Origin of the sequence: Zobellia barbeyronii (assembly GCF_018603515.1) — a bacterium.
GTDB lineage: Bacteria > Bacteroidota > Bacteroidia > Flavobacteriales > Flavobacteriaceae > Zobellia > Zobellia barbeyronii.
Map to the genome: position 1 here is coordinate 169,804 of NZ_JACATN010000003.1, position 15,091 is coordinate 184,894.

Annotated in this window: 12 protein-coding genes; 5 read left to right on the forward strand and 7 right to left on the reverse strand. The window is 35.3% G+C overall.

The genetic code is table 11. From position 1 onward, the window contains the following. Nucleotides 1-57: 57 nt before the first annotated feature. Nucleotides 58-219, reverse strand: a complete 162-nt coding sequence (locus HW347_RS20830; protein WP_394370278.1) for an Lrp/AsnC ligand binding domain-containing protein — start codon at nt 217-219, stop codon at nt 58-60. A 204-nt stretch (nt 220-423) separates the two neighbouring features. Between HW347_RS20830 and HW347_RS09300 the strand changes: the two genes are divergently transcribed. After that, the gene (locus HW347_RS09300) at nt 424-888 is read left to right on the forward strand and encodes a PepSY-like domain-containing protein (protein WP_214611627.1); all 465 of its coding nucleotides are present in this window, start codon (nt 424-426) and stop codon (nt 886-888) included. 178 nt (nt 889-1,066) lie between these two features. On the opposite strand, the gene HW347_RS09305 is transcribed toward HW347_RS09300, so the two are convergent. Further along, complete coding sequence (locus HW347_RS09305) at nt 1,067-2,467, reverse strand: aminopeptidase P family protein (protein WP_214611628.1); 1,401 nt, start codon at nt 2,465-2,467, stop codon at nt 1,067-1,069. 53 nt (nt 2,468-2,520) lie between these two features. Further along, nucleotides 2,521-4,764, reverse strand: coding sequence for a S9 family peptidase (locus HW347_RS09310; protein ID WP_225901885.1), 2,244 nt, complete (start codon nt 4,762-4,764; stop codon nt 2,521-2,523). Nucleotides 4,765-4,981: 217 nt separating this feature from the next. Here HW347_RS09310 and HW347_RS09315 point away from each other — a divergent pair, with 217 nt between their 5' ends. Continuing rightward, nucleotides 4,982-5,506 carry a DUF5004 domain-containing protein gene (locus HW347_RS09315; protein ID WP_214611629.1) on the forward strand — a complete coding sequence of 175 codons (525 nt, stop codon included), beginning with the start codon at nt 4,982-4,984 and terminating at the stop codon, nt 5,504-5,506. Between the two features lie 433 nt (nt 5,507-5,939). Here HW347_RS09315 and HW347_RS09320 read toward each other — a convergent pair whose 3' ends face one another. Beyond that, the gene (locus HW347_RS09320; protein WP_214611630.1) at nt 5,940-7,163 is read right to left on the reverse strand and encodes a hypothetical protein; all 1,224 of its coding nucleotides are present in this window, start codon (nt 7,161-7,163) and stop codon (nt 5,940-5,942) included. Between the two features lie 482 nt (nt 7,164-7,645). Here HW347_RS09320 and HW347_RS09325 point away from each other — a divergent pair, with 482 nt between their 5' ends. Together HW347_RS09325 and HW347_RS09330 are read left to right on the forward strand one after the other, a co-directional pair. Then, complete coding sequence (locus tag HW347_RS09325) at nt 7,646-8,329, forward strand: hypothetical protein (protein ID WP_214611631.1); 684 nt, start codon at nt 7,646-7,648, stop codon at nt 8,327-8,329. A 124-nt stretch (nt 8,330-8,453) separates the two neighbouring features. After that, nucleotides 8,454-9,104, forward strand: coding sequence for a peroxiredoxin-like family protein (locus HW347_RS09330; RefSeq protein WP_214611632.1), 651 nt, complete (start codon nt 8,454-8,456; stop codon nt 9,102-9,104). 166 nt (nt 9,105-9,270) lie between these two features. Here the strand turns inward: HW347_RS09330 and HW347_RS09335 are convergent, their stop codons facing one another. The 3 genes from HW347_RS09335 to HW347_RS09345 form a co-directional block, all read right to left on the reverse strand. Further along, complete coding sequence (locus HW347_RS09335; RefSeq protein WP_214611633.1) at nt 9,271-10,407, reverse strand: acyl-CoA dehydrogenase family protein; 1,137 nt, start codon at nt 10,405-10,407, stop codon at nt 9,271-9,273. A gap of 32 nt (nt 10,408-10,439) precedes the next feature. After that, complete coding sequence (locus HW347_RS09340) at nt 10,440-11,306, reverse strand: helix-turn-helix domain-containing protein (protein WP_214611634.1); 867 nt, start codon at nt 11,304-11,306, stop codon at nt 10,440-10,442. A 271-nt stretch (nt 11,307-11,577) separates the two neighbouring features. After that, nucleotides 11,578-12,273, reverse strand: coding sequence for a cupin domain-containing protein (locus HW347_RS09345; protein WP_214611635.1), 696 nt, complete (start codon nt 12,271-12,273; stop codon nt 11,578-11,580). 809 nt (nt 12,274-13,082) lie between these two features. On the opposite strand from HW347_RS09345, the gene HW347_RS09350 reads away from it, so the two are divergent. Then, nucleotides 13,083-15,089, forward strand: coding sequence for an NACHT domain-containing protein (locus HW347_RS09350; protein ID WP_214611636.1), 2,007 nt, complete (start codon nt 13,083-13,085; stop codon nt 15,087-15,089). The last annotated feature ends 2 nt before the right edge of the window (nt 15,090-15,091 follow it).

Below are 15,091 nucleotides of genomic sequence, written 5' to 3' on the forward strand. Positions count from 1 at the left end.
AGATAATATAAGAAAGGTATTAGTCTCTCTAAAAACCATAAGCTGGTCTACTAATTCTTACAAGCATATTTGATTTTTTACCACCACTTTTAAATGTATATTTTGATTGCCTGTTATTCTATGGGCTTCTTTAATTTCTTCAAAATCATTTATTTTTTCAAGCACATGTCTTAGTTGGCCAGGGAAAACTTTTAAGATAATAAAAGCATTATTCCTGATGTCTTAAAATTGGAAAGAACTACCGTTTCAAAACCTCTATAAAAGCTTCCCTTTTGATTCCCAACTCTTTCCAGATTTCGCTTTTAAGTTTGCATTGTATTTCAATTAAAACCTTATAAAATGTAGACAGAAACCGTTCAGTTTATATGATTGAACAGCTTAAAAATTACAATGAAAATGAAAAAATTAATTCAAAACACCCCCATGAAAAACACAGTAAAAATTCCCGTAATCGCAATGGCATCGTTTTTAACCGTTTTCACCTCGTGTAGCGATGATGACGACTCCAATTCCAGTGAAATCTATTTAAGTGAAGAGGAGACGCCAGAAACTATTCAGACGTACATCACCACACATTTTGGTGACAACTCCATAGTTCAAACGGAAAAAGAAACTGAAAACGACCTAGTAAGCTACGATGTCCGTTTAAGCGATAACACTAGTTTAGAGTTCAATAGCAATATGGATGTTATTGATATAGACGGAACATCAAAACTTCCTAATTCAGTACTACCGGAAGCTATACAAGAGTATGCGTCTACAAACTATCCCAACAATTTCATTACCGATTGGGAGCTAGAACTTGACCACCAGCAAGTAGAATTGGACAATACTATTGAACTAGAATTTGATATGAACGGAGATTTCATCAGAATTGACAATGACTAATAATCGATTACTTCTATAGTACGCACTACAACAAATAGAGACGTACACATCATAAAAACAGCTAGGCAATATCCTAGCTGTTTTTTTTTATTGCTAATTTTAATAAAGTGAGAACCAAAAAAAGACCTTGTTTTACCAAGGTCTTCTCTAACAATTATAACGCTACGTATGAAAGCTTTTACAGCCTTTTATGTGATACCATAAATTCTTCAATTTCCGTTGCGGAAGTGGGGAGTCTGTTTCCTAGAATTTGTGCGCCATTGCTGGTAATCAAAAACACATCCTCTACTCTAATACCTCCAAAATCTCTATATTTTTCAAGTTCTTCATAATCTATGAATTCTTGGAATTTGCCTTCTTTTTTCCTCAAATCAATTAGTTCTGGAATAAAGTAAATACCGGGCTCTACGGTTAATACCATACCTTCTTCTAAGGCACGGCCTAATCGTAAGGAACGGAAACCAAAATCGGTTCGTTTTTTTAAAGTGTCCGTATACCCCACATATTGTTCTCCCAGATTTTCCATGTCATGAACATCAAGCCCTAGCAAATGCCCCAAACCACATTGAAAAAACATGGTATGCGCTCCTTCTGCAACTGCTTTTTTAGGGTCTCCTTTCATTAGACCAAGGGTAATTAGACCTTCAACTATTTTTTCGGCTGCAGCCAAATGCACATCTAAAAACAATTGCCCTGGTCGTAACATCTCTACCGCTGTGCGGTAAGACGCATACATGATATCATAAACCTCTTTCTGAGTTGCACTGAACTTTTTTGCAATGGGAAAGGTACGGGTAAGATCTCCCGCATACCCAGAGGCTACTTCTCCCCCACAATCGCATAGGAGCATATCTCCTTCACTCAATTCATTACCTCTGTAGTGATTGTGCAAAATCTGACCATTGATGGTTACAATAGGCGGAAACGAGGTTCCAACACCCTTGGCAAGCGCAATTTTACTTACTTCCCCAAAAACATCGGATTCTTTTAATGCTGGCTTGGCAACTTCCATTGCCCTATATTGCATTTCTACCGTGATATTCAATGCTTTTTCGATTTCTAAAACCTCAGCAGCAGATTTTTTAGTTCTCAGTTTTACAATCGCTTTTATAAGCTCTACAGAACTATGCTCCTCAAGTTTGGGTATAGCCACATGTAATAAAGCTGATAATTTTACGGAATGTTCTGCTCTATATGGCGGTAAAAAATGTACTTTTTTTCCTTTGGAAACCGCCCCTCCAAGATATTCCGATAATTCTGAAACCGACTTTACAGCAGACACTCCTACCTTACGGGCTTGGCTTTCTAAGGATTCTATAGGACCGGAAAAAACAATATGATCGATTGATGGATCGTCACCAAAAATAATCTCCTCATCATTGTCCAAATCAATGATTGCCGTTAGGCCAAAAGTTTGAATTCCAAAGAAATAAAGAAAGGTACTATCCTGCCTAAAAGGGTATATGTTGTCTTCAAAATTTATACCCACTTCATCATTGCCCGTAAGAAGAATTAACCCTTCTCCTACCAACTTCTTTAATCCTGCTCTACGCGCTATATATTCCTGTGTTGTAAACATTTCTAAGATGTAAATAATTAAACTATTAAATAAACAAAAGCCTCACAAACTACTTATTTGCCTCCTGCCGGTAAATTGTCTTTCCAGTACTTCTCCATAGTCTCCCTTAAGTGATAAGATGTATTCTCTCGTTCATTAATTCTATGAGACCTCATGGGGTAAGACATCATATCAAAAATCTTATTATTCTCGATCAGCTTGTTAATCAGCATTTCAAAACTTTGATAATGCACATTGTCATCTGCCGTTCCGTGAATAATCATAAGATTACCTTCTAGATTTTGCGCAAAATTTATGGGCGAACCATCATGATATCCTTTAGCATTATCCGTTAACAAGCCCATGTAGCGTTCTTGGTACGTGGCATCATACAATCTTTGGTCGGACACAAAACTAACCGCCAAACCAGATTTGTAGGTTTCAGGATAACGGAACATACAGTTTAATGTCATCTGACCTCCACCACTCCATCCCCAAATACCAATTCTAGAGGCATCTATAAAATCATAGGAGTCCATAATTTTATTTGCCGCTTTGTTCTGGTCCTCAGATGCTAGAATCCCTATTTGTCCGTAAATAGCATTACGCCATTTCTTGCCTCTTGGCGTCTTTGTTCCCCTATTATCAACACTCATAACAATATACCCTTGTTGTGCCATATACTGGTCCCAAAGGCTACCTCCGCCCCAATTATCCTGCACTGTAGAACCGGCCGGCTCTCCGTACACATAAAAAAGTAACGGGTATTTTTTTGAAGGGTCAAAGCCAATAGGCTTGATCATAAACGCATCTAAAACGGCATCTCCTATATCTACTTTTACAAATTCTTTAGGCTGAAGCTGGAGCGCATCAAATTTCTGTTTCAATTCTTTGTTATCCTCTAGCACCCGTATTTGTTTATGAGCAGGCAAACTGACCAGCGAATACACCGGAGGTGTTGTTGCATTTTCAAAAACCTGAATTCCCCATTTCGCATTCTCGGAAATCTGATATGCGTTTTGTCCGGAATTAGATGCAGGCGTTACCCGTTGGGCGGTTCCTTTTCCATCAATTCGGCTTCTATATAAATAGCGTTGTGTATAATCATCCGGTGAGGCCGTATAGTACACATACCCTCCTTTTGGATCTATGCAGTTTATACTCACCACATCAAAATTGCCTTTGGTTATGGGTTGAATATCCGTCCCGTCTCGTGACACTTTGTACAAATGCAACCAACCGTCCCGCTCACTAGACCATGTAAAATATTTCTCGTTGTTCAACCAACGGATATCATCATGCATATCTAAAAAAGCTTCGTCTTTCTCTGTCAGGATATTTTTAAACTTAAGCGTTTCAATTTCTGCTACATATACTTTATTCGTGTTTTGCGGACGGTTCAGTTGTTGAATCATTAACTCGTTGGAATTCGGAATAAAATCCATTCGCGCTAAATAATTATTCCGTGGGTCACCAGGAATATCAAACCATTTAGTTTCCCCTCCTTTTGCCGGCACTACACCCACCTTTACTGCAGATAGTTGTGTACCCACTTTAGGATACGGCATAGGAATAGGCTTGGAATAAATAGAATCTACATTATTGATCATGTAAAACGTACCTACACCCTCCGTATTAGATTGCCAGTAGGCAATATTCTCCCCGTCAGGACTCCATCTAAAACCATCTCTACAGCTTAATTCTTCCTCATAAACCCAATCAAAAGTTCCGTTTATAATATTACCGCCGCCATCTTTGGTTATCTGGGTAACGCTATTTGAACTTACCTCTTCTACATAGATATTTAGATCACTTACATAACCGACCCGAGACCCATCTGGAGAAAATTTAGCGAACATTAACGTAGCCTCTGGCAAAGATTTACCCAACTGGCTTAGTTTCTTTGTAGCCAAATTCAGCACCCAATAATCCCCTCTAGTATGGTAACGCCATACCTTTCTGGTATTGGTGAAAACAAGGAGTTTGGTATTATCATTAGACCATTTGTAATCTTTGATGACCAATGGCTTTTCACTGCCTTTAGGTATTAAATCTACCGCGGAAACTATAATAGTCCTTTTCCCCGTTTTGGCATCGTATTTTACAATATCCTTACCGGCAAGATTGGTACTCTCCTCTAATGTAGAATAGCCCTTGTTATCTTTCATCCACCTAACGGGACCAAAACCTTTCTGACCAAACTCGCCATTTTTATAAATATCCGCCAGCGTCAATGTTTTTGCTTCTTGTCCATGTCCTACGTTGGCAAATAATAGCATTGCGAATAGGTTGATCCATACCATTTTCTTCATAGTCATTCCTCTTTTTTAAAATAATCAGTTAAAAATCCTTTACTTTCACTTTATAATTCTTGTAAGAAATCCTACAAAAAGGAGGCTATACAAGGGGTAGCAAGCTAAGTTACAATATGCCTTTGCTAATTTTAAGCAACTTTTGCACTTTTAACAAAACTCTAATGCAACCCTTTTACTATGTTAGCATCTAATAGTCTGAACCTCTAATCTATATCATATAATGAAAAGAAAATTCATGTTTTTGCTTACCGCTGTTCTTTGTAGCGGATTGTTCCTTGCCTGTAATGACACCGATGACACTATAGAATGTATTGAAGATTTTTCAGGTGTTTTGGCTTCCGCCGAAGAAAAACTACCTGGAGATTGGATGCTGACCGCCATGACGGCCGATACCGAAATTGACCTAACCGATGATGAAACGGACAACCCCTTAAAAGACCTTTTCGCACAGTATGAAGATTGCCAGAAAGATGCTTCTTATTCTTTTGGTACCAACCGCACCTATGTATACCGGCAAGCACAAAATACAGCGGACTGTACTAACCAAGTCACTTTAGGCGGCACTTGGCAACTTAGCGATGATACGCTCCGCTTGGTAACCGATTGTAACCTGAGCTCTATTGCGCTAACGTTTGCAGAAGACGACTCCGCTTTTATGTTTACCAACTCGTTTTCTATTGCAGATGCAGAGGGTAAGACCATACAGACCAACGTAACCTTTACGTATACGCTTACGGTGCAATAGCAGCATATACTTTGCAAAACAAATAGTTGTATTGTCGATTGAGAGCACTTGTACTCTTGATCGGCAATTTTGTTTTAAAATGGTTTTGGCTCTGTTTATCAAGAGATTCACAAAACCCTGACTTCATTTAAGCCGGAGCGCTACTAATGTTTAAGTCTACATATTCCCGCATTTTAAGGAATAGCATATTTCTTAAACTAAAACTAATGGGTTTTCTGTAATCGTAATCTAATTTGTATTGCGATATTTATAACTGAATCTTTAGAGGAAAGAAGCTAAATTCTGTATAAAGCCTTTAGTATCTTTTTACCCCTAGATTAGAGAAATAAAGCAACTAGTTGCTTTATACAATTGTTAGCAAAAATAGCTCAGAGAGTAAATTTCTAACTTCAAAAAGCCCAATCATTGAGTCTTTGTCAAGTGTAACGATATATTATTTTAAGGTTCCTTCTGACGTTAAAATACCTAAAAGTACGTCTTGAAATAAATCAGCATTTCCGTCAATCCCTTTTCCATAATATCCTGAGAATAGAAAATCGCCATCAGCTGAAATTCCAACATCATTTATAAAACTTGCATCCTGAACTGTATAAGACCATTTAGTATCGAACATCTTATCGGTTCTAATAATTTGCCGCTCATCATTTTTAGCATATCCTGAAAATAGAAAGCCATCATTTAACAGTTCAAAATCATAACCATAAGCTAAATCAGGAATTGTAGACTCTGTTAATTCACCTGTAGCTTTATTCAAAATTTTAATTCCCATTCGCGAAAAATTCTCGGTCCCGCCAACTACAAAAAGGGATTCGAACATTAAATAAACACTTCCATCATCATTTAAGAGTTTGTTCAAGCTAGATAAACCATTTACATCCATCTCTACCTGCGTAAAAGCCCAGCCATCTAGCTTTTCACCAGTTACAACATCTAATTGTTCAATAAAAATCACATTAAAATTCTCCCCTGAAATAGATTCTGCCCCAGCTATATAAATACTATTAGCATCAAGCGTGATGAAGACTCGAGCACTTGACAAGCTATAAAACTTTTCCCAAATTAAACTTAATGCAGGCCCAAATGCGGCAATTATTCTGGTTGAAGTACCACCTAAAGACAAATAGAGTTTATTGTTCACCCATTTACTATCAATAATAGTTGTGTTACTCGAACCTCCCTCGGTCAAAAAATCAGAAACAATAATAGAATTAATCTCATCTCCCATTTCATTTACCAAAATTACCGTAGCTTTTTTATTTGTTTCAACATCATTCCCTATATTATTCCCTATAACTGCATAAACGTCTGAGTCTAGTTTATGAATATCTTGAATCTGAATAAAAGGGATATTTTCCAACACTTTTGAGTCAATTATCTTCAACTTATCATCCAATCTTCTTATTACCCATTTACCTTGATTTATACCAGGACCAACTAAATAATCTTCATATTCAAAAGAAACAAAACCCTTATCAGTATCGAAAAGTTTTACACCCCTATCATTAATTCCGTTAGTGCCGAAACGAGCAAGACCGATTTCTGGTTCTATGATAGGGTTTTCTATCTCTTCGGGTACGACCTTTGGAGAATTAGAGTCATCATTGCTACAACCAACAAGAATAATAAACAAAATAAAGTAGTGAAAATACCTGAACATAACTTTGAACATTTTACTAAACTAACGTTTTTAGATATTCTTTAGTATTAAAGAGTAAATATCAAGCCTTAAACTGGAAAACGGCAATGCGCAAAATCAAATACAACTTTTGGTAAATGGAATTTTTAGCTTGTTTACTTAAATGGACATACTCGAATGGGTAACAAAACGTGCCATTCTGCACAATCGAAATTAAATCGTTCTCGAATCGGTATGCAATCGAAACCTAATCTGCGTAAAGAGCCTGTGCTTACTCGAACGTGTCGCAACTTTTGCTAACAAAACCTATGAGTAATGCGGGCTAAGGTTTTTAATCGCAGCATTTGCGTATTTTTATAAAGTCGCAAAATCTTCGGGATTTCGCTTTGATACAAAAAGAAAAAACAAAACCAAAAGATTTCGCTAAGCGTTGTGGCGGAATGGGAATTGCTTCTCTGCTACCGCACTACGCATAGCCTGAACGTTAGCTTTAATTAAAAAATATGACGAAAAACATTCTAATCGTAATTTTGATTTGGTGTTCTAATATTTATTGTCAAGATACACTGGTTTATACTAATCCGAATTCTAAGGCAATTCAAGACCAATATCTATTATTTACTAAAACAAATACTTTTGAACACAATGTAATTAATAACAAACTCGAAAACTGGTTTGGAATAGGAGAATATAAATTATCTGACAATACTTTGGATTTAAAATTTGGTGATTCTGATAGGTTTAAAAAGACAAATCTTGTAGAACATGTCACTCTTTACGATTTACCAAACTCAAAAAATGATACACTAATAGTTAGATTTTACAAAGAAAACACAATTCCTATTGACGGTCTTTTCAAATTTAATAAAAAAACATATGAACCTGATGTCGAAAAAGGAGTCATCAGAATTTCTAAAAGTATTTTTAATAACACTCAAAATCCTAAAATAGAAGTATATATTAACAACCAATACAAAGAAATACAACTTGAAAATATGAAAATTTTAAGGGCTTTGTATTTAAGACATTACGATTACAGTAAAACTTATCATTTCGAATCTAATTTTGAAAAAAAAATACCAATAAAAAAAGGAGATATAATCACACACAGTGAATATCTTAAAGAATGCAATTTGAATCTTAACTCACTTATGAAGAGTTTTCAGGTTTTAGACAAGCAAAACTAAAGCTAACAAAAGTAACCGTTTCACAACTAGTCATCATGAGTAAATTAATGCCTTATAATCAACCATCACAATTTGTCCGAGCATTAAAAAAATCCTAAACTAGAAATATATCTAACGTAATTAAATGAAAAAATTAAAAGAACTAACTGACGCTAAAATTGAATCAGGAAGACAGGCTAATCCTGAGTTTATGAATGGTGTAGATACTATAATTAAACAAGCAAAAGAATTTCAACAAGGAGAAGATGCCATAAAAATTGCACAGAAAGCTCCTAATTTTAAACTGCCTAACCCTGAAGGTAAATTAATATCATTAGCTATTTTATTAGAGAAGGGTCCTGTTGTTATTACCTTTTATAGAGGCAATTGGTGCCCTTACTGTAACCTACAACTTAGAGCTTTGCAAGCTAGATTAGATGAAATTCATGCATTGGGAGCTACATTGGTTGCCATTAGCCCACAAGTCCCAGATGGTTCATTAACAGAAGATGAAATTAGTAATATGGACTTTACGGTATTGTCTGATCAAGACGCAAAAGTTGCTTTACAATATGGTGTTGCCTGGGAAGTACCCGAATTTTTAGCAGAACATATGCGCGTAGACCGTAAACTTGATTTAGAGAAAATTAATAATGGTAACGGCAATGTATTACCAATCCCAGCCACCTTTGTATTAGGAAAGGACGGAATAGTTACTTGGCGCTATGTTAACGTTGACTACAGAACTCGTTCAGAACCTGATGAAATTATTGAAGCCTTAAAAAATCTATCTTAAGAACGAACGTACGGCCATTCATTGATAACGCAAGTCTATTAACTATTTCTAAAATAAAACTAGCTATAGCTAAACCCAATACCAGGTTTGGGCTTTCTACTAAAACGGAAACCAAAAATTTCCTTACCTCCACACTAACCATAGCCCAACCATTACCACTAATTTCCTATTTCAATAAAAACGCTCCTGTAAAATGCTGCTGTTTCTTTTCAGGTAATGTATGAAAACCAACTGCTTGCATGTCTCTAAAAAGACGTTCTAGTTCAATGGCTCTGTAAAAACTTTGTCCGCCTACTGTTTCCATCGCTTTATTGACAGTTTCCTTGCATGCATTTGCTACCAATGTCTTTCTAGCTAATATTTCAACACCTGTCCTTTCTTCAGGCTGAAAATCTAAATCGTTGGCTATTGCAATCATATCTTTATGAAGCACTTGAGCCATTGTAAGGCTATTGTAAATTTCCCCCAGCAATAAAGTACTATGAAGTGGTCTGCTTTGTTTTGCTTTTGACTTTTCTAAAGTAATCTTCATCGCTTTTTCTGCAATCCCAATATAGGGAGCCATGATTAACGGCAACGCCACGGTTAATACTACATTCCAAAACATAGGGAATTCGCCTTTTGCTCTTTTCACCGTTATGGCATCTTCTGGAATAAACACATTAGTAAGGGTCACGGTCTGTGAACCTGTTCCGCGCATTCCTAAGGTATGCCAATCATCCAACAGTTGTATCCCTTCAGATTTCATAGCTACTGTAAAATGGAGTACTTGCCATCCTTCCTCTGGATGATTATAGGGTATGCTGGTCACCAAGAGGTCACCTATGGCAGATTGACTAGCAAATTGTTTTCTTGCTGAGACCAAATAACCATTGTCGGTTTTTTTCATGGTTCCATTAGAATCTAGCCAGTCTCGTGCACCTGTACTTACCAGCACCAAGTTTTTATCTACTACCTCTTTTAAGAATTCTTCGCCTGTGCCCTCGTGTTTATATTTCCAGATATTTGCGGCAAGAAGGTGTTGGTGCATGGACAATGCCAATGCCGTAGAAGGGCAATACTGCGCTATTTTAACCAATATAGCACACATACCAGTAAAGGAAACTCCGGCGCCTCCCAATGCTTTTGGTATCATGGCCGTTAGATATCCATGCTTTTTTAATAACTGATAATTATCGGCTACAAAAGTATCGGCCTTATCGTGGGCAATTCCATTTGCAGCTATTTGGTCCCCAAGCTGGTCTATTAGATGTAACCAGTGATTTATAGGGGTTTCAGTTACCTTGTTTTCATGAATATTCATACTACGACTGAATTTTTTTTCTATAACACGGCTCAAACAGACAATTGCGCTTTTTGATATTTTAAAGGGGTAATACCATTCTCGTTCTTGAATATTCTTGCAAAATGGGCAGGACTTTCAAAACCACTATCATAAGCCACTTCATATATTTTCTGATTGGTATTCTCCAATAATCGTTTTGCATGAAGAAGCCTTTTTTTAGTAAGCCATTTTCCCGGAGATGTGCCATAAGCACTATAAAAATCGCGATTAAAAGTACTTAAACTTCTGTGCGAAAGCCTTGCAAATTCTTCTAATGATAAATTATAAACAAAATTAGACTCCATTATGTTTTTAATGGATGGTTTAACTTCTTGGGCAATCTGTTTAAAATAGCTCCCTATTTCTGGGTTATAGGGCAGTGACAAAATATTGACCAACAATTCCTGAAATTTAATTTCCATCAAATATTTTGAAGGCTTTTCTTCATTAGAAAAATAATCTAATATGGATGTGAAATACGTGGTTAACGTTCTATCCATTTTTAGCGGAATTGCACTATCACTTTGAAGATTGCTTTTTTGATTGGCTCCTATTTCAGGTTTTTGTGACATAAAATCCTTGACATAAGAATCGGGAATAAAGATTACTATGGCGCAAAAATCAGAGTCAAAATACTTCTCTATAATATTGGCTCCTTTTTTCACAAAAAGCACCTCATTGGCATGAACCATATAGCTGTGCTCTAGCGTTCGCCATTTCTTTTTACCCTCTAATACATAAATAAAATAATTGAGGTGGTTCCAAGTAGTGAATATAGATTTTGTCTCCGTACATCTATATTCCGAAAATAGAAGTGACGACACTTCAATTTTCTTGAATGTAGGTGTGTTTTTTGCTATGTCGTAACCGTTACCCATTATTTTTTTAGTAAACCTCGGGACAAGCCCACAAGGCATTAAAAGGAATACACTTTGCTTTTGAGGCAAGCCTCGGAGCATGTAATCTCCATTATCGAGTAAATTTTATACTATGAAAAGTACATTTTTTTTAAGAGAATGAACTCATTAGAAACAGCTTAGGAAATAACTACCTATCTATTTGCTAGAAACGCATCTCAATTTTCTATTTTCTTAGTACGCATTAAACTAGCAAGTCATGCCTACTTCCTATAAACCCATAAATGGATTTCTAATCAATTTCTGCGGGTTTTAAAATCATGTCATTATCAGATGCTAACTTGGCAAATTCCTCTGCACTTAGTGTATTAGACGGTTCTGTTCCTGGCTCTACCCCTACTTTTTTGAAAAAATCCAACAAACCATGTTTGGCATTTGGTACCGTAGCAAATACTAGTTTTAAAGGTTCATTGCCCGTATTTTGGAACGAATGCCATTCTCCCGGTGCCGTATACCATACATAGCCTTCTTTTACAATTGTTTCTTTACGCTCATCGTTCTCATAACTTATAACAATACCCGTTCCTGATAGGAAATAAGCAATCTCTTCCGTTTTATTATGCTTGTGCTCTGGTAAAGCGCCACCTACACCCAACTCGTATTTTGAAAAACCTGAAGAAGCGTTAGGGTGACTTTCAGGATCCATATAAATTTGAAGCAACCCTCCAGAACCCAATTTGTCTTTGCGCTCTGGAAATAGCCACAATTGCTGAGCGTCCTCTGGCGTTACTATTCTTTTACTAGGGTGCGAATGCGTAGAATTATCGTGAATATGAGAATCTTCTTTTTCGTCAAGAGAAAGAGCTGCTAGGGAGTCCTCTTTTTTCTTGGATGTATCCACATTTTCACCACAACCTTGAACGATGGTAAATACTATGGTTAGGGCAGCTAATTTCAGTACTTTAAGGTTTTTTTTGTTTTTTAGCATGGTTGAAACATTTATGATTGTTATTAAATTCCTATTGATGAAACAAAACTAGAGAGAATATACATAGTTTAACTGACTAGGACTTTCAATAAATTGACTGAGTATGTCAAAGTACTATTTTTGAAAGAATAACACCTATTTAGAGACTTGCTAAATTAAAAGCTGAAAACGCTAGATAGCAAAACAGACCGCTTCGTGCCGCAGAGAGGGGCTCGGTATTATGAGCGTTGTATGCTTTTTATGTAGTAACCCTCCTAAAACTGATTATCTATATATGGATGTTTGTTGATATGCATTATTTATAAGACCAGTATACCAGTACTTAGAATTTACCCCTGAACAGCCAAAAGCAACCTATTTTGATAAGCAATCAGTTGAAACAAAAGTGCGTATCCCCTACTCTACATTTCTCATACTAAACGCTCCGACCAACACGCCTCTCGCCTATTTCCTTACTGCGCAGCAGCACTATATCCCTTACAAAAAGTTCTGACTTAATTTTTTGAGAGAATTTATTCCTTTTGATTGGCTATTTATTTTAAAAACGATGGTAGCTCTGTTAATGAACAGGGCTAACAAAAACCAGTCTTCTTTTAAAAAGGAATATTACGGATGTTCTACGTCGATAAATTCCTACGTTTTGACGAATAGTGTACATCTTACACCAAAGCTTACGCTTTTCTGTAAACGTATTTTAATTTTTAATGTGATATTTAAAGAGTGAATCTATAGGAGAAGACTATTTGTGTATAAAGCAACTAGTTGCTTTATACAGTTGTTGGCAGTAAGTTAAAAGAACATAATAATTTATGACAGAATTAAATGACAGTATTGCAGTAAAAGATATGATTTCTGCTGCAAGTCCAGTAATAAAGGCTTTAGTTGAAATATTTGTTAAGCCTAAACTTGAAGGTTTTAGAAAAAAATATCCTTCTGTTGATTTAACTAAAACTTATATTCCCACGGAAGAACATTTTCAAGAATACTACCATAGAACATATAAAAAACTCGCAGTAATAAATACTTTAGTATTCAATAACTCGCAAAGGTTCTTGAAAGAAATATACTTACCTCTTACTCTTTCATCAACTAACGATGAGAAAATCAAATACCAAATCAATTATTATCCACAAAAACTCTGTCATGAATATGGAAACATATTAATAACAGATACTGCTGGTATGGGGAAATCTACATTAATGAAAAGGATTTTCATTGATATCGTTGACCAAAATATTGGGATTCCAATAATAATAGAATTAAGACGTCTAAATAAAGACAAAACTATAATTACTGAAATACAAGAACAGCTTAATTCAATAAATAAAGATTTTGATTCTGAGTTGTTGCTAGAGCTATTATCGGAAGGTGGCTTTATTATAATACTTGATGGTTATGATGAAATTTCACTAACTGATCGAGAGGCTGTAACTTCCGATTTACAAGATTTTATAGCTAAAGCTTCAAACAACGAATTTTTCATAACATCTAGACCCGAAAAGGCTTTATTAAGCTTCGGTAATTTTCAAGAATTTAGAATTAATCCTTTAAATAAGAAAGAAGCTTTTGAACTACTGCGAAAATATGACCACCAAGGTTCAGTTTCTGCCCTTTTAATTAAAAAACTTCAAGAACAGGAAATGTCAAATATTGAAGAATTTTTGACAAACCCTCTTCTAGTTTCACTTCTATTTACTGCTTTTGAACATAAGCAAGCCATACCGTTTAAGAAGTATCTTTTTTACCGTCAGGTGTATGATGCCAATTTCGAATCACACGACTTGACAAAAGGAGACTCTTATACTCACGACAAATACTCTAAATTAGAAATTGATGACTTCCATAGAGTTTTAAGACATTTAGGCTTTTCTTGTTTTAAACTTCAAAAAATTGAATTTAGTAAAGACGAAATACTAAAACTAATTACAGATAGTAAGGAATTTTGCGCTGGATTAAATTTCAATGAATCAGATTTTTTAGAAGATCTATTGAGAACAGTTCCATTATTCGCCCAAGATGGTAACTATTATAGATGGGCGCATAAATCATTACAAGAGTATTTTGCGGCTCAATTTATATATTTAGATTCTAAAGAAAAGCAAAACTCTATCTTGGATAAACTTTATAATCATTCCAATATTGAAAAATTTATAAATGTAATTGACTTATACTATGATATGGATTATAAGACATTTAGAAATAGGATTGAACGGTCTCTTTTGTCTGAATTCAAAGAATTTGTTGAGAACAACTACAACCATAAATATACAGACGTACTAGAAGAATCGGTAATAGAAAGAAAAGAAATTTCTTTTTTTACAAATTCATTTTTATTTAAAGCAACTCAAAAAGATAAAAAGCACCCATTTGAAGCAGGTAAAATCGGAAAAATGTTAAAGTCATTTTCTAAAAAAAATGAACTAGATGAAGGAGGTTTTAACGGGATTTTAGTTAGACCACCATTATTTGAATTCATATACGCTATACATTATCAAAATAGCAAAACAACTTTGTTGAGCCTTTTAGCTAGGAAAAAATCAAATTATATTAAGGGTGCTAATCATAGTGACATAGAAAATAAAACAATGGAATTGCACTATGTTTTTGAGAAAGAATATTATCCAGAAAAAATCAATGATGATATCAAAAACCCATTTAACACAAAAGAAAATTTCAAAAATATAAGTGAGTTTTTGCAAGCTACGAAATTAAACTCTTATATAATTGATTACGGTAAAGGCTTGACATTTTTGGAAAAAATAGAAAAGAGTATAGCAAATGAAGAGGCTGATGATTTTTTAGTGGGCGACATGTAAGC